Origin of the sequence: Allosphingosinicella sp. (assembly GCF_036387615.1) — a bacterium.
Taxonomy (GTDB): Bacteria; Pseudomonadota; Alphaproteobacteria; order Sphingomonadales; family Sphingomonadaceae; genus Allosphingosinicella.
Genome location: NZ_DASVTH010000052.1, coordinates 84835 through 99706, shown reverse-complemented (window position 1 = coordinate 99706; position 14872 = coordinate 84835). Strand labels below are relative to the sequence as shown.

The following is a 14872-nucleotide window of genomic DNA, read 5'->3' as shown; positions in this document are numbered from 1 at the left end:
GGCAAAGGATCGTGATTATGCCGCCGGCGCGGCGCTCCTGCGATCTGGCCTGTCGTTTGAGGACTTCGTCGCGGCGATGCGCGGCGGTCTCATCGTGCTCAACATCCACACCGATGCCTTTAACCCGGGTGAGATCAGCGGTCGTGTCGGCGGTGGACCCCAGCCCGGCCAGCCCGGCGCGCCGCATCGGCATTGAGCGGGTACCGCACCGCGCGTTGGACTGGATTAAGCCCATTCTGCGAGCGTCTGCTTCCGACCCATTGCGGACAAAAGCTCATGCTGCCAGCTTACCGCTTAAGCTAAACACAGGAGCGGCGAACACAAATGGACGAGCAGGTATAAGGGCTTTTAGCTCCTGAGCGCCGAATCGGATGTGGTGATGATTACATTGATGCTCATGCTAGCGACGCCAGCCTACACCGTACCGCCCGGCTTGGCTGAAGTGGCAGGCTTGCAAGGTTGCTGGCGAGTAAGCGGGCAGGTCCAGGGCAAAGATTCGCCGGCGATTGCGCGGGGCCAGTGGCATCTAGGCCGACGCTATTTCACTCTGCAATTACGAGCGATCGGGTCAGACCCATATGAAGCATCGATCACCTATGGTGCTGGCGAGCAGCCCCGAGCCATTGGGTCATTCTTTCTCGATACGACGGGTGGACTGTACGAACCCTCGTTAGGTCTCGGTGAGCTCGAACAAGGCGGCTTCGTGCAACGCTACCGCTTTTCAGATGCGACTTACCTGAACCGGTTCACGCGCACCGGCACTGGCTGGCGCTGGACTATTACCGAGCAAACCAAGGGCAAGCCCACGTCAGTGTTCGCAGATTATCAGCTGCGCGCCGCTTCATGCCGCGGAATGCGGTTCGACTACTAGGGGTGCTGTGGCGCGGGTGGCCGCATAGGTTGCTTCGCGCATCTAATTCCGGACATCGACGCCGAACGTCCGTCTTCCACCCATTCCGGACCTTCAGCGGGATGTCGGGTTTCGACCCATTGCGGACATGACTCCCAGGGCCGCTTGCGTCACATCTCCATTCTAAGCTGAGTTCGACTGCTACAGGGGCGAAGGAAGCAACCGCCGCGTTCCTGGCCCGGATTGTGGCTGAGGAACCGCACGCTAGGCATGTTTCGAGTGAAAGGCTGCAAGATCGCAGAGCACTGGGACGTCGTTGCTCCGCCTCCGAACGGACAGCGCAATCCGAATACCCGCTTATAGCGCATAAGCCTGAGTGCAGATCAGGCTGACGAGGATGTCGCGCAGGAAGTCGTGCGAGGCCTCAAGCTATATCGTCGATCCAGGCGGGCAACTCTGCAAGGGAAGTGAGCCGCCTGTAGCGGTGGTGATTGCTTGGCTCTTCCGCCTGCTCGTGCGTCCACTGAATCGCGTGCGGCACAAAGGCAGCCCACGCGCCGGCATCCAGAGCCGGGAGCACATCGGAGCGCAATGAATCGCCCGCCATGACAGCCTGCTCGGGGCGGACATCGTGGCGTCGGAACAGCCTCTCAAAAGTGCCTTTGTTCTTGTCGCTCACGATCTCTACTGCAGAAAACAGCTCACCGAGCCCAGAGGCCGCTAGCTTAGCCTCCTGATGGAGGAGATCGCCCTTCGTTACCAATGCGAGCCGGCCGCGATTTGCCAGCGCGTGTAGCGTTTCCTCAATCCCGCTGAGCAATTCCACCGGATGTGCAAGCAAACGCCGACCGGCTTCCACAATGTCTCGAATGACCGATGCAGGCAGAGCGGGCCCGCCAAGCTCGAGCGCGGTTTCAATCATCGACAGCGTGAACCCCTTCGCGCCGTATCCGTAGTGCTTCAGGTTCCGGCTTTCACAAGCCTCCAGGCTGACGCGCGCAATGTTCGCATCGGCGAAGGGCCGCAACATAGCGATGAAACTGTCCTCCGCCTCGGCGAAGTGTCGCATGTTGTGCCATAGCGTGTCGTCCGCATCGAGACAGATGAGCTCAAGTCGCATCAGCAGGGATTAGCATCCGGACGTCTGTTTTCCACCCATAGCGGGCATCAGCGCATCTGCTAAGCTGGGCGATATGGTCGCACCCTGGATCAGAGCCGCTTGCCACCTAGAGACGGACCACGATCCCGAACGCTTCGAGGAGCGGGTGAAGAAGCTGGTGGTGCATAAGCCCTTGGAGAAGCCGGAGTGAGCCACGGCGATTGGTGGCAGGGCATGCCGGGCTGGCTGAAGCTGGTTTACGTCCTCGTAGCGCTTCCGGCTTAGTTGTTCGGGGTGTATTTGATGATAACGGGTCAGAACAAAAGCCCGGCAGCGATTGTGGCGTTTGTGGTCTTCGCGGGAGCCGCAGTCCTACACATCGTTTTCGACCGCCGTAACATCGAGCCCAGCGATGCGGGAATCGGCTTAGAAGGCGGCGGCGACTAGCCCTGTCCTACACGCGCCCGATCTGCTCCATTGAGCCCATGAAGCGCCGCCCCACAGCGATAGAGATAGAGTACTGGCTGCTACCCGCGCCTGTGTCGGCGCATTTCCTGGCCGGACCGTAGGGCGCGGAGAAGTCGCTGTGATGGATCGGCCACCAACGCCATGCAGATAAAGGCAAGCGACAGAGCGCTCGGTGCAGGTCTCGTGCCACAAGCGGCGAAGGTGGACCTGGTGGCGATGCCTGCCGCCCCGGAGTGACCTCGCCTCAGCGGCAGGTCATCACGATGCGGTTACGCCGCAGGTATTTGAGTTCGCTGCAGCCCCCCATCGTGTCCTGTCCAACAACTAGAAGATAACGCGCCTCCTGCGCTGACCGGGCGGTCACAAGCAGGTCATCGCCAATCGGCTCGTCGAGCGGGAGAGCGTGGCCGCCGCGATGATCGCTGATCCGGACGAGCAGTCGATCGACCGACAGCGACTTGATGCCGAGCGGCGCGCCGAGGCTGAGCGGACGAACCGGACGGGTGACGCCCAGGCCCACCGAATGCATCCGTCTGTCGCCCGCCCAACTGCCACCCAGATGGGCGGAGATCACCGCGGCTGCAGCTGCCGTGGCGGTCGTCGCCGGCTCCAGCACCGAAAATTTTACGCTCACATGGTGGCCAGCGATCGGGTGTCGATAGATGAGGCCGGTTAACGGCGAATAGTCTAGCGCGAATGGGACCAGCCGTTCGACATTGGACGGCTCGCGAAACTTAAAGCGTACCGTGTCGAACGGCAAGACCGCCGGGCTGATGATGCCGTCCGCGTCGCTGATCACGTCGCGGGCGAACCAGCTGAACACCTTCTGCTCGCTTTGGCCCGCGATCACGGCGCGGGCAAGCGCGAGCTTGCCGCGCATCTGCACCGAGCCAAGCTGAGTTTGCGCTCCGGCCGGCGCCGGCGTCCTGCTGGGATCTGGCGTGCTGACCGGAACGTCGTGCCCGCCGATGCTGCCCGATTGCAACCCCTCGGGTTCGGCCTCCAGGCCCAATGCCCGGGCCAGCTTCTTGTCGAGCCTGCTCGGACGCAGCTTGGCGCGAGCGGCGGCGCCGGGATTAAGCAGAATCACGCCGGTCGCGCTTGGATCAACGCGTAGCCGAAGCGGCACGTCATTGACCTCAATCGTGATCTCGAAACCCTGCTTTGCCCCAAGCACCAGTTCCCGGCTCGATCCGCTGGCTTGTGCCGTCACAAGGGACGGCCAGACAGCGAGCGTCGCGCCGACCAGGCCGATGCGGTTCAAGTTTGTCACCGATTTTGCCCCCCCCATCAACATCGGCAACAGCCTAGCCCAGTCTCCGTTGGGCGTCATGTAACATCATGTAACAAACGCTGGTTCGGCTTCCGAACCGCCCGCTAAACTGGCTAGGACGATCGCCCCAGCTAAGGTAACTTGCGCTTCGAGTCTAAACTGCGGGGGGCACGATGCGGAAAGCAATCCTGATCAGCTTGAGCCTGGCTATACCTTTCGCACCTGCGACTGCGGCAGACATTTTCCTCCGCATCTCCCCTGGCTCCGAACAGGCCTCCCGATTCGAAGATGGCTGGCGAATAATCGACAGCGTCGGTGCTAAGAGCATCATTCGGTTTGTGGCGCCCGGGCCCGCCTTGAATAAGCGTGGCGAGTTCATGCTCGTCGCTCTCAATCCCGGAGCGCTACCGTTCGACATCGGCCCAAAGAATGTCACAGCGGCCCTTGACGACGGAACTGCCGTTAAGATCGTGGGATATGACGTGCTGATGAAGGAGGAGAGCCGCCGACAATCGCGGCAGAACTCCGGGATGGCATTGGCGACTCCCAGCGCGGACAACGGGGCGACAAGCGGCACGGAGACTTACAGCGCCTTGGGATCGATACGCTCTGCGCCTTACAACTCGATGGCATCGGGCGCGATCAATCACACCAAGACCACTAAGGGGAATTACACGAAGACGGATAAGGGGAGAGCAGTCGTAGAGGAGGCTATCGCAAACGAGCAGTACCGCGCAGGAACAGCAGGCGTACTGGAGCGCCAGGCCGATAGCGTGCGAGCCATCGAAAGCCAGGTCCTCCAGACAACGACCGTCGGCCCCAGAAAGGTCGTTTCAGGAATGCTTTTCTTCGACTTGCCGAAGAAGCTTAGGCGAGCCAAAGAGCCGGTTCCCGTGACCTTCACGGTACAGGTCGGCGAAGATAAGCATCAATTCCGAGGAAGCTTCGACCCCAGCTAAAGGGTCATCGAGGCATTCAGCCCAGGCGCTTCGTCACCAGCTCCACATAGCCCGCCCGCGTCTTTGCCCAGGGCAGCAGCATGCGGGTTGTCCTAATCCAGCGGAGGCCGAGGCGCTTCTCTGTTTTCCCACTGTATCATCAGTGAACCACCCGCCCCTTATATCCCGCGCCCGCGCATGCTTCCGAATATCCAGTGCGGGCCGCCCCCTAACACAACCCGCACGCGCGTTTAGGGCCTGAAAAAACTCCCCCGTTAAATGACGTACGCGCAGCGCGGAAACGTCCGGCAAATGCCCTTAAGTCGTTGAACGGGAACCCGGAAACATAGCTGACTTGTCCCCGTGCAGCAGCGCCCCCGTAGATTCCCCTATTTTAGGCTCCGCCCCCGCCCGAGCGCCCCTTATCTAACGCGCACGCCCGCGCGTATTGCTGCCGAAACTCCGCCTGCAGCCCTATTACCTACCGCGCGCCCGCGTACTGTTCGGCCGTCAAGCGGCGGCCCGGTGTTTCCCCGGTGTATCATCACCGTGAGCGTAGCTGTTTCCGCGCTGTTATATCAGTTACGGGCCGACCTGTTCCCGACCTGTTTTATCAGGCGGAGCTGACGTTATCAGCCGTTTTTCGATCGAACCCTCACCCCACCCTGAAACGCACCGGCTCCGCACTTCCACACCCCCCCTCCCCTAAAGGGGGGAGGGGGTGGTGAGGAGATTCTGAGCCCACACCTTCCACACCTTTCCTCACCCACCTTTTCAAGGTGTGGAGCCTTCGAGCGCTATTTCCCCGGCTTCCAAGAACACGCGCTCATTGCCTTTGTGGTCCTTGCCCCGAACCGGGAGCAGCGCCTTGTTCGCCTCCCACCGGGATTGCAGGCGTTTGACCCGTGCGGCGTCCGAGCCCTTGCGATCGGTGACATCGAGCCCGAGCACTTCGGCAATGAGCAGACCGACCCAATCGGACGACTGCGGGTCTTTCCGATATTGCCCGCTGCCGATGCGCTGTTGCACCTCCTGGAGGTGAGCAACGGTCACGCCGTCAAAGGCATCAGGCGGGGACCAGGGCAGCATCACGGGCAGGCTATCGCCTTCTCCCCCCATGATGCCGTTGCCGAGCGAGACCGAGGCTAGCTGATACCAGTCGCAGGCTTCAGCCGGAGGCGTACGGTTGTTCTTGTCATCGTAGGCACGCACGTATCGGCGCCGCTGTTCGCCATCGATCCCGAACTGCCGGCCCTCCTCTTCCGTCATCTTGTTGAGCGCCAACACCGACCGCGCCGCGCCAACGAGAGCCGATGCACCGCGCGCCCGCTCGGCCGTCGCCTCCGCGCCGCCCAGCTTGCCGGTGTGGTGGACCAGCACGACCGAGCAGTTCGCCCGAACCCCAACTCGAGCCCACTCTTTGGCGATGGCGTCGATCGCGCCGTTGTCGTTCTCGCTTACCCGATGGCTGGAGACGAACGGGTCGATAATCAGCACGTCGATACCGCGCTCGATCAGCTCCGTGACCAGCGCATCCACCACCGGCCGCAGGATGCGAAACCCCGACCGATCTTCGACCGCGACCATCAGCTCAGAGCCGTTCAGGGCACTATCCACGAACAAACGCCCGTCCAGTTCGGCCGGCGAGATATTCCAGTGCAAGCGGGCCGCTTCGATTAGCCGCGCCAATTCCTCAAGCGAGTCTTCGAGGTTCCAGAGCCAGACCCGCTTAGGTCCGTCCCAAACCTGCTTATCGAGCAGAGACCGACCGCTTGCCAGCGCGAGAGCGGTTCCCGCCAGCAGCGCCGTCTTGCCCGTGGCGCCGGGCGCTACCACCAGCGAAAGCGAGCCGCGCAGAAGCTGCCGACCATAGACCCACGGGCGGAGCGGGATGTGTCGGGGATCTCGGCATTCGTAAGGCGTGGCGCTGATCTTCAGCGGCTCAACCTCTACGGGCCGGGCGCGGTTGATCGCTTCTCGGGTGGCTTCATCCCCAAAGGCCCGGCGAAACTCATCAAAATCGGTTGCGGCTTCCATCAGCCAGCCTCCTGCAATGGAACTGCAAGCCGACCACCCACCGCGCGAGCCGCAGCCGCCGCATAGTGCCGCCCGACGTTCTTCCTGATCTTGGGGTTTCGGACGAGATGCGGGTCATCATCAGCGCAGATTACGAGATCGAGCTTAGGCCAGTGCTTCCGAGCATCCGTAGCAACGCGCGCCAGGTTCTCCGCTGAGAACGCCGCCGCGACAGGGTAGCCCGTGGCCGAACGCACCGCCGCCATAGTGGCCCAGCCTTCACCCAAGCACAGGCGCCCACCGCCGTTGCCGATGATGCAGGCCAGGCCCGATTGCCGCCCGCCCTTCATGAAGAGCTTTGAGCCGTCTGGTGCGATGGATTGGAGGTTCCACAAACGCCCGTCCAGGTCGTGCATGGGCACGAGCAGCCGGTGCCCCTCCTGGCGCAGTCCTTCGCCGGCCAGACCCTTACGGACCAAGTAGGCGTGAGAAGCCGCTACAGGCCCCGCAGAGTCCCAACGGGCGCGAGCATTGCCCGCCGTCGCCTCCCAGCCCTCCTGGCGCTCCTGATGGCGCCTACGGGCTTCCTGCTGCCATTGTTGTTGACGCGCCCGGTATTCCGCAGGCGAGAGAGGCAGGACATTGCCCGAGCCGCTCCACTTCTCGCGCACGCCGAGCCGATAAGAGCCGAATGCACCCGCTGGCTTGCCGTCCAGATACAGCACCGCCCAGCCATTGCGCCGGCCCGACTTGTCGCCCTCAGATCGGAAGCGGATCAGCTTCCCGCCGCCGAGCTGTTGAGCGATCGGCTCGACGGGGCGAACGCCCGCCTGCTCCATTGCGGACAGGAAGTCCGCCACAGGTTCGGCGGTCATGATCCACCCCCGTCCTGCAACGGCGGTAAGCCGCTCCGTTCGAGCAGGGTCTCCAGCCACTTGCGTTGCCGCTCACTGAGGACTGGATCGAAGATAATCTGCCCGCAAAACCCGCCAGCCTTGCGGCCGATGTCGGCGCCGGATGCGATCAGGGCGCGGGCAGCGTCTGCGTGATGCGTGAAGGGCGCGCTCATGCCGCCCCTCCACGCTTGAACTGCCGTAGGACCCAGACAATCGCTTGCTTGCCCGAGGACGGGTTCGGCCTGCGCTTGCCGCTGTCCACTATCTTGCCGAGCCGCCTCAGCTCGCTCGTTCTAGGCTGGATCGACACGCGCGGAACGCCCGTCCGCTCGACAATCTCTTCCGAGGTAGAGCCATGCTCCCGTTGAGCGGCGATGTCGTTCAGCACCAGGAGCCGCAGCCGCCCTGTCTCGGGCGTGATGTCGCGGGCAGCAGCGGCGCTGGTGTCAGTCGCCTTGTACCCGGCAACGGTCGGGTAGAGGTCGAAGTCGAACTCGGGGGTGTGGTGGTTCATCATTTCGAACCTCCAAGGATAGAGGTTGCGCCATTTTCCTTGAGCGCCGCCTGGGCGGCAGCTTCGTCGGGGAACGGCGTCAGGGTCGCGGCGAAGCGCAGCTCCTGAACCTTGGGCGTGACGTAACGGGCGTCTGGATCGATGCAGGCGACGAGCTTGCCGCCGTTGCTGACATCGCTGGAGAGGATGCGGCTCATGCTGCCTCTCCCCAGAAGGCCGAGGCGACCTGTTCGGCCAGCCTTCCTGAAACGCCGAAGCGGCCAAGAAATTGCAGCCTGAGGGCCGAGGTGCTATGTGCCGAGTTGTCGCCCGCGAAGTGACAATCGGGGAGCCGTCCAGCCACGAAGGCCGGGCGGCTTTCTCGCATTATGGGGCGCGAGTGCCCGCCGAGGTGGGGCATGGCCTAGGCAACCAGCCGCTCGGAAGTGGACTGAACCAGCCGCTCTGTCATCCATGCGTCGAGATCGGAAATGCGATACCGCACCGAACGCCCACGCTTGGAATAACGGCACCCGTCACCGTAAGTGCGCAGCTTCTCCATTGTGGAGACGGCAAGGCCAACATGCTTGGCTGCCCCCTCAGTATCTACCCAGCGATCTTCGGTCATCCTGGCCTCCAATGCGCCACCAGCGGGAGTGCGGCGGCTGAGAGAAGGTTTCAGGCAACAGAGGCCGGAGGACGCGTGGTTTCTGACAATCGTGCACGAACCCTGCACACCCACCCGCAGTTTTCAGCCAGTTTCTACTGACGTTCGTGTATAGATCGCGCAGGAGCTTTCCACGGACTTTGCGAATCAGGTGGAGGGCGTCTCTAAGCCGGCCTGCTCATCGAGCCATTGTTGTCGCCACATTTGCGTACGTCGATGATCACGCGGGCCATCAGCCTCGCCCATCCTATAGTATTTCTTTAGATCGCTCAGAAACACTCGCCCGCCAACCGGGCCTGCTACGTACTTACGCCCAGACTTCTTGCAGAAGTCATAAACTTTGGCTTTCCAGTCGCTATCAACCTTGGGGCCAGACCTTCCTTTGATCTTCGTCGGTGTTGGGGCAGGCTGCGCGACCGGGGGATCGGGCTCTGCCGGAGGGACAGGCTCATTCGGAGCCCGCTCGGCGTTCGCGTCGGGCCACCGGGCCAGCAGGTCGCGGGTGGACAGGCGAACATCGTGAAAGACGATGGCGGGAGGATCATTTTCCTGCCTTGCGACATGATACTGAGATGGTCGCCCCAATCGGCTCCACTCGGCAGGGTCTATGGTCGAAAGCTGCCCCTCAGGGGTCGCCGCGCCCCGCGACGCAATCTCCCCCAGCCTCAGCGCTTGAAGTAGTTCAGCCTCAGCCTCACGCATCGAACTCGGCTTCATTAGGCTTTGCCCCACCGTGAACCGCGCGCCTTCGTTTATGAGATCGCTTCCAGGCGATCGGAGGTGAAGCGCGCGGTAGGCGGCGAGCAATTCCATTGCGTCAGGGGATCGGTTCGCTACCCACGCCACGGCATCAATCCAGGGCCACCACTGCTCCAAACGCCACCGCCTTCCGGCCTCCCGGTCCGCCTCCGCAAAGACGTCCAAGGAGATTATCGGCTTGGGGGGGAACTCGGCGCCCATCCTTTCCGCATCGTGCCTTGAGAACCGCACGCCGAACGCCTTCATTTCGCGCTCACCCACGCTTGTCTCAATCATGGTGGAGAAGTCGCCACGCTCCCAGTCCTGCTCTAGGGCTTCGTGACCACCAGCCCACCAGAACTTTGTGGGGAGCCTTTGGTCACGACGCTTCTCCGTCCCGATCACGACCGCCGAAGCAATCGTGTCTAGCTCACCAGCGAACGCACGACGGCAGACTGCAAGCGTGACCGAAGACGGCCAAGCCGTTGTAGCATTGAGCGCGGTAAGCAGCTCTTTTGCGCTAACCCATTCCATTCATCGCCTCCGCTGGCGATCCGCATTGACGGAAGAGGCGCGGCGGGCCGGTGCGGAAACCGGCTTTTCAGCGGCCAAACCTAGCCGCGCCTCCCGTTCATGCCCGCGCTGACGCGAGCCGAACCACGTTAGTCTCCTCGACACCTGACACGATGCGCTCGACGTGAGCAGCCCACGCATTCAGCGCGTCCCGCTTCTCGTCTCGCCAGTCGTGTCGCTGATAGACGCCCGCCACGCCCGCCTTGGAGCCGGAGACGTGGTTTAGAACGGCCTCCGTGACCTCGAAGCGGACGCCCAGCCGCTGCATGCCGGTGGCGAAGGTGCGCCGCAGGTCATGAACCCGCCACGGTGCAACCTCGACATGCTCGGGATCGTCGCCGGTTTGTTCGGCTTCAGCGCGGGCCAGCTTCAACACCGCCGTATCCAGCCGCGCCTTGCCTTTAGAATACCCGGACACGGGCGTCTTGCCGGTCGTGGACAGCACCAAGCCGCGCTTGGGCCATTTCTCCCCGCCAGCAACTCCGTCGATCTCGGCAATAGCGAGAGGGCTCAGTGGAGCGATGCTCGCGACACCGTTCTTCGCCCGCGCGGCCGGCAGCGTCCATTCCGCCGCAGCGCGGTTCAGCTCGCGCCAGTCCAGGCCCGAGACTTCCTCCCGACGCTGGCCTGTGGCGACCAAGATCCGGTAGAGCGGTCCGAACGGATGGCCCAGATTGCCCGCTGCCAACCACACTAGCCGCAGCTCATCATCCGGAAGAACGCGATCGCGAGCGGCGGGAGGGGAGGGGACCTCGAAGTCATCCAGCGGGTTGATCTCGATGTCGCCCCTTCCTTTCGCCCACCGGAACAGCCTCCGGATTACTGCGAACACGTTCCGGCGCAGCGCGACTTTACCCGAGGGCAGACGATCGAATAGCGCCGCGATGTCGGCTTTGCGGATCAGGGGGAGGGGCTTGTCCTTGAACGATGGCGTCACATGCAGACGGAGGATTCCTTCCGCGTTGGCGTAAGAGGCTTTCCAGTGCGTCTCGGCATATTCCTTCAAGAAGCGTGTGGCGTACTCACTGAAGGCCAGATCGGACGCGATCCGCTGCCGCTCGGCCTTCTCATCCGCAGGGTTAACGCCCTGCCTCACCAGCGTCAGCAGCCGCTCCGCTTCATCGCGCGCTCCGGCCGGCGTCCAGGGGCTTCCGTGCGTGCCGATCGTGAAGCGCTGCGTCTTCGCCCCCCGGCCGCCCATGCGGTACTGGAGCAAGTAGACCTTGTTTCCCGCAGGCGTGACCTTCAGTCCGAATCCGCTTAGATCATCTCCCACAGGAACTGATCCTTTGACGCCTTCGCTATGGCGTCAATCGTCCGCTTGGTTATTTTGCCCGTCGCCATGATTGCTCGCCTGAGCTAGAAAGCACTTAGCAATCACGGTACATGATACCCGCTGCAACTCAAAGCAAGAACATGCAACGAACCACCGCAGAAGGCAGCCACTTTGCAAGGGGCCGTCCTCGTGAGGCTTGAGCCACACCCTCAAATTCCTAATCTGAGGGCCACTGGTTCGAATCCAGTCGGGGTCACCATTCACACGCCGAAACCGATACCCGGCAGGTTGTAGAGGTGAAGGGTCAAGCGCTGAGCTCGCAAGATGTTGAAGTTCGTCCGGAACCCGCTCAGGTTACCGCCTCGGAACCCTGAAGTGTCTCAACCGAGAACCAGCTGATAATGCTAAGCCTTCTTTATCTCAGCCGCTGCGTCCTTGAACCTGACGATCAGGAACGTGAGCTTCGGGCGATCCTGTCGGTCGCGGTTCAGCGCAATCTGCGGAGCGGGATAACGGGCGCGCTGGTGCACAGCGGCTGCGACTTCGCCCAGATCCTGGAAGGCCCGGAAGCGGCGGTCGCACAAGTCATGGGCAGTATTCTGATCGATCACCGTCACGAGGACGTGCGCATCCTGGCGCGACAGCAGATCGAACAGCGCAGCTTTCCCAACTGGGGCATGGCTCAGATTGCCGCCGGTCCGGAGTTGCAGCGGCGTATCGACGCAATCAGGGCCGCTCGAGACGATGACGAACTTGCGGTGGGGATTTCGAGCCTGTCCGACTGGACGAGGAGCGGCGCTTCAGCTCGCGTCTGAAGTCACGGTGCGCGCTGCTGACGCGATCCCGTGATCGCGACCTCGCAGGATCAAGGCCTCGGCCCTGTCCAGCAGCCGCTTGGCCTGCTCTATGCTGTCCCGCAGGCGCCGCTGGCTATTTTCCTCCTCGCGGCTCTGCCTTTCGCGTTTTTGCGAGCGCGTCTCGTAGGGCAACTATTCTCTCCGCTCTTTGGCGAACCACGCCGGGTCGGCAGAACAATGCAGCCCTTTGTCCGTCGGATGATCGCAGAAGCGTCATGCAGCTTCTCAACAATCTGGTCCGGTTCAAAACGGTTTTTACATAGATTAGGTTCCGAGTGATCTGGCGGCGGCGCGAAAAAACGGCGCGGATGGTGTCGCTAACTCCGGACCGGCTTTCGGAGAGGTTCTCCGAGCCGGGTGACGAGGGGAGGGCGGCGGGCTAGAGGAGCGCGCATGCTCCAGAAGACCTCGCCCGATCTCAACGCGCTCCGCCTTCTCGACGATCGCCTCCGCTGGCTTTCGGCCTGGACGATCCACCACGCCAATCACATCCGGCCGAGCACCGACGGGCTAAAGGTCGGCGGGCACCAGGCGAGCTGCGCGTCGATGACGGCGATCATGGCTGCGCTCTACTTCCACGCGCTCGGGCCCAACGACAAGGTGGCGGTCAAGCCGCATGCGGGGCCGATCCTGCACGCCGTCCTTTATCTGCTCGGGAGCCAGACGCGTGAGCAGCTCGAGAATTTCCGCGGCTTTGGGGGCATGCAGAGCTATCCCAGCCGCACCAAGGACAAGATCCCTGTCGACTTCTCGACCGGGTCGGTTGGCCTGGGCGTCGCGATCACCGCCTTTGCCAGCCTCGTTCAGGATTATCTCCTCGCCCATGGGCTGATGGAGGCCGGTGACGCAGGTCGCATGGTGGCGCTGATGGGCGATGCCGAGCTCGACGAGGGCAACATCTACGAATGCCTGATCGAGGCCTACAAGCACGACATCCGCAATTGCTGGTGGATCGTCGATTACAACCGCCAGTCGCTCGACCACACGACCGCCGAGCGCATGTTCCGCCGCTTCGACGACATCTTCGCCGCCTGCGGCTGGCGCGTGGTCACGCTCAAATATGGCAAGGCGATGGAGGCCGCCTTCACAGAACCCGGCGGCGATGCGCTCAAGGCCTGGATCGATGAAGCCGGCAATGCCGATTACGCGGCGCTGACCTATCTCGGCGGCGCCGCCTGGCGCGAGCGATTGCTGAAGGATTCGCCCGCGACCCAGCCCATCCTGGACGCGCGCGACGACGACGCCCTGGCGGCGCTGATGACCAATCTGGCCGGCCACGACATGGCCTCGCTCGTCGACGCGTTCGACGCCGCCCAGGACGATGTGCCGACGCTCTTCATCGCCTACACCGTCAAAGGGCAGGGGCTCCCATTCGCCGGCCACAAGGACAATCATGCGGGCTTGATGAACCCAGGCCAGCTCGCCGCGCTTCGCGAGCGAATGGGCATCGCCGAAGGGCAGGAATGGGAGCCTTATGCAGGCCTGGGCGGCAATGCTGCCGAAGCCGTACGCTCAGTCGTCGAGAACAGCCGCATCGCCCGCGAGAAGCGGCAGCGCCCCTGGGACGTCGCCGAAGTGCCCGCAATCACGCCGCCGGCGGGCGAGGAACAGTCCACCCAGGCTGCGTTCGGCCGCATCCTGCTCAATCTCGCCAAAGCCGGCGGACCGCTCGCCGACCGCATCGTCACCACCTCGCCCGACGTCACCGTCTCTACCAATCTCGGGGCGTGGGTGAACCAGCGCGGCCTGTTTCGCCGTCAGGAGTTGGCCGATGTCTTCGCCAAGGCGCGCATCCCGACGGCACAGAAGTGGGGCGCTCGGCCCGCCGGTCAGCACATCGAGCTCGGCATCGCCGAGAACAACCTGTTCCTGATGTTGGCGGCGCTGGGCCTGGCCGGTGACCTGTGGGGCGAGCGGCTGTTGCCGATCGGCACGGTCTACGATCCGTTCATCGCCCGCGGCCTCGATGCGCTGAACTACGCCTGCTACCAGGACGCCCGCTTCATGCTGGTGGCGACGCCGTCGGGCGTGACGCTCGGGCCGGAGGGCGGCGCCCACCAGTCGATCAATCCGCCCCTGATCGCTTTGGGCCAGCCGGGCCTGCGCCATTACGAACCCGCCTTCGTCGACGAACTCGCCCTGCTGATGGAGGAAGGTTTCCGCCTGATGCAGCGCGCCGATGGCGAGAGCATCTATCTGCGCCTCACCACCCGTTCGCTCCGCCAGCTCGAGCGGGCGGACGGCGCCTGGAAGGCGGGCGCGATCGCCGGCGCCTACTGGCTGCGCGAGCCTGCGCCCGGGGCCGAGGCCGCGATCGTCTATTCCGGCGCGATCGCCCCCGAGGCGCTCGCGGCCTGGGAAGCGCTCTCCGAAGACCTGCCCGGCCTCGGACTGCTCGCAATCACCTCGCCCGATCTCCTCCACCGCGGCTGGAGCGGGAGCCGCAGCGCGCGCTGGACGGGACCCCGGTCAGGGCAGGGCGCCGGCAGCCACATCGAGCAACTCCTGGCGCCGCTCTCCCGCACCGCCGGGCTCGTTACCCTGCTCGATGGCGCCCCGGCATCGCTTTCCTGGCTCGGCGGAGTTCACGGCCACCGCGTGAGCCCGCTCGGCCTCGACCGGTTCGGCCAGACCGGCGCCCTTCCCGACCTTTACCGCGAATATCGGCTCGACGTGGACGCGATCGTCGAAGCCGCCGCCGAGCTCTTCCTGCCCTGACGGGAACATC

Annotated in this window: 16 protein-coding genes; 5 read left to right on the top strand and 11 right to left on the bottom strand. The window is 63.4% G+C overall.

All coding sequences use genetic code 11. The features are described 5' to 3' along the window. Positions 1–196 (top strand): hypothetical protein (locus VF631_RS11065; protein WP_431850364.1); only part of this gene is annotated, 196 nt, incomplete at its 5' end. A gap of 183 nt (positions 197–379) precedes the next feature. Beyond that, the gene (locus VF631_RS11060) at positions 380–871 is read left to right on the top strand and encodes a hypothetical protein (protein ID WP_431850363.1); all 492 of its coding nucleotides are present in this window, start codon (positions 380–382) and stop codon (positions 869–871) included. 403 nt (positions 872–1274) lie between these two features. Here the strand turns inward: VF631_RS11060 and VF631_RS11055 are convergent, their stop codons facing one another. Together VF631_RS11055 and VF631_RS11050 are read right to left on the bottom strand one after the other, a co-directional pair. Next, the gene (locus tag VF631_RS11055; protein WP_431850362.1) at positions 1275–1970 is read right to left on the bottom strand and encodes an HAD family hydrolase; all 696 of its coding nucleotides are present in this window, start codon (positions 1968–1970) and stop codon (positions 1275–1277) included. A 691-nt stretch (positions 1971–2661) separates the two neighbouring features. Then, positions 2662–3690, bottom strand: coding sequence for a hypothetical protein (locus VF631_RS11050; RefSeq protein WP_431850361.1), 1029 nt, complete (start codon positions 3688–3690; stop codon positions 2662–2664). Positions 3691–3863: 173 nt separating this feature from the next. Here VF631_RS11050 and VF631_RS11045 point away from each other — a divergent pair, with 173 nt between their 5' ends. Then, positions 3864–4649, top strand: coding sequence for a hypothetical protein (locus VF631_RS11045; RefSeq protein ID WP_431850360.1), 786 nt, complete (start codon positions 3864–3866; stop codon positions 4647–4649). A gap of 753 nt (positions 4650–5402) precedes the next feature. On the opposite strand, the gene VF631_RS11040 is transcribed toward VF631_RS11045, so the two are convergent. The 8 genes from VF631_RS11040 to VF631_RS11005 all read right to left on the bottom strand — a co-directional run bounded on the left by VF631_RS11040 (position 5403) and on the right by VF631_RS11005 (position 11287). Continuing rightward, a complete protein-coding gene (locus VF631_RS11040) occupies positions 5403–6665 on the bottom strand; it encodes an AAA family ATPase (protein ID WP_431850359.1) in 1263 nt (420 codons plus the stop codon). Continuing rightward, positions 6665–7519, bottom strand: coding sequence for a toprim domain-containing protein (locus VF631_RS11035; protein WP_431850358.1), 855 nt, complete (start codon positions 7517–7519; stop codon positions 6665–6667). The genes VF631_RS11040 and VF631_RS11035 overlap by 1 nt, the downstream gene beginning before the upstream one ends. After that, positions 7516–7713, bottom strand: a complete 198-nt coding sequence (locus tag VF631_RS11030) for a hypothetical protein (protein WP_431850357.1) — start codon at positions 7711–7713, stop codon at positions 7516–7518. The genes VF631_RS11035 and VF631_RS11030 overlap by 4 nt, the downstream gene beginning before the upstream one ends. After that, positions 7710–8057, bottom strand: a complete 348-nt coding sequence (locus VF631_RS11025; RefSeq protein ID WP_431850356.1) for a hypothetical protein — start codon at positions 8055–8057, stop codon at positions 7710–7712. Before VF631_RS11025 ends, VF631_RS11030 begins: the two co-directional genes overlap by 4 nt. Next, positions 8054–8251: a hypothetical protein gene (locus VF631_RS11020; RefSeq protein WP_431850355.1), complete on the bottom strand. Its 198-nt coding sequence runs from the start codon at positions 8249–8251 to the stop codon at positions 8054–8056. Before VF631_RS11020 ends, VF631_RS11025 begins: the two co-directional genes overlap by 4 nt. Before the next feature lie 206 nt (positions 8252–8457). Continuing rightward, entirely contained in the window at positions 8458–8661 is a 204-nt protein-coding gene (locus VF631_RS11015; protein WP_431850354.1) for a helix-turn-helix transcriptional regulator, read from the bottom strand. A gap of 186 nt (positions 8662–8847) precedes the next feature. Next, complete coding sequence (locus VF631_RS11010) at positions 8848–9972, bottom strand: hypothetical protein (RefSeq protein ID WP_431850353.1); 1125 nt, start codon at positions 9970–9972, stop codon at positions 8848–8850. 97 nt (positions 9973–10069) lie between these two features. Beyond that, positions 10070–11287, bottom strand: a complete 1218-nt coding sequence (locus VF631_RS11005; RefSeq protein ID WP_431850352.1) for a tyrosine-type recombinase/integrase — start codon at positions 11285–11287, stop codon at positions 10070–10072. A 401-nt stretch (positions 11288–11688) separates the two neighbouring features. Here VF631_RS11005 and VF631_RS11000 point away from each other — a divergent pair, with 401 nt between their 5' ends. After that, positions 11689–12102, top strand: coding sequence for a BLUF domain-containing protein (locus VF631_RS11000; protein ID WP_431850351.1), 414 nt, complete (start codon positions 11689–11691; stop codon positions 12100–12102). Here VF631_RS11000 and VF631_RS10995 read toward each other — a convergent pair. Beyond that, complete coding sequence (locus VF631_RS10995) at positions 12088–12276, bottom strand: hypothetical protein (RefSeq protein ID WP_431850350.1); 189 nt, start codon at positions 12274–12276, stop codon at positions 12088–12090. The two genes, VF631_RS11000 and VF631_RS10995, sit on opposite strands and share 15 nt — an antisense overlap. A gap of 261 nt (positions 12277–12537) precedes the next feature. Between VF631_RS10995 and VF631_RS10990 the strand changes: the two genes are divergently transcribed. Further along, positions 12538–14862, top strand: a complete 2325-nt coding sequence (locus tag VF631_RS10990; RefSeq protein WP_431850349.1) for a transketolase — start codon at positions 12538–12540, stop codon at positions 14860–14862. The last annotated feature ends 10 nt before the right edge of the window (positions 14863–14872 follow it).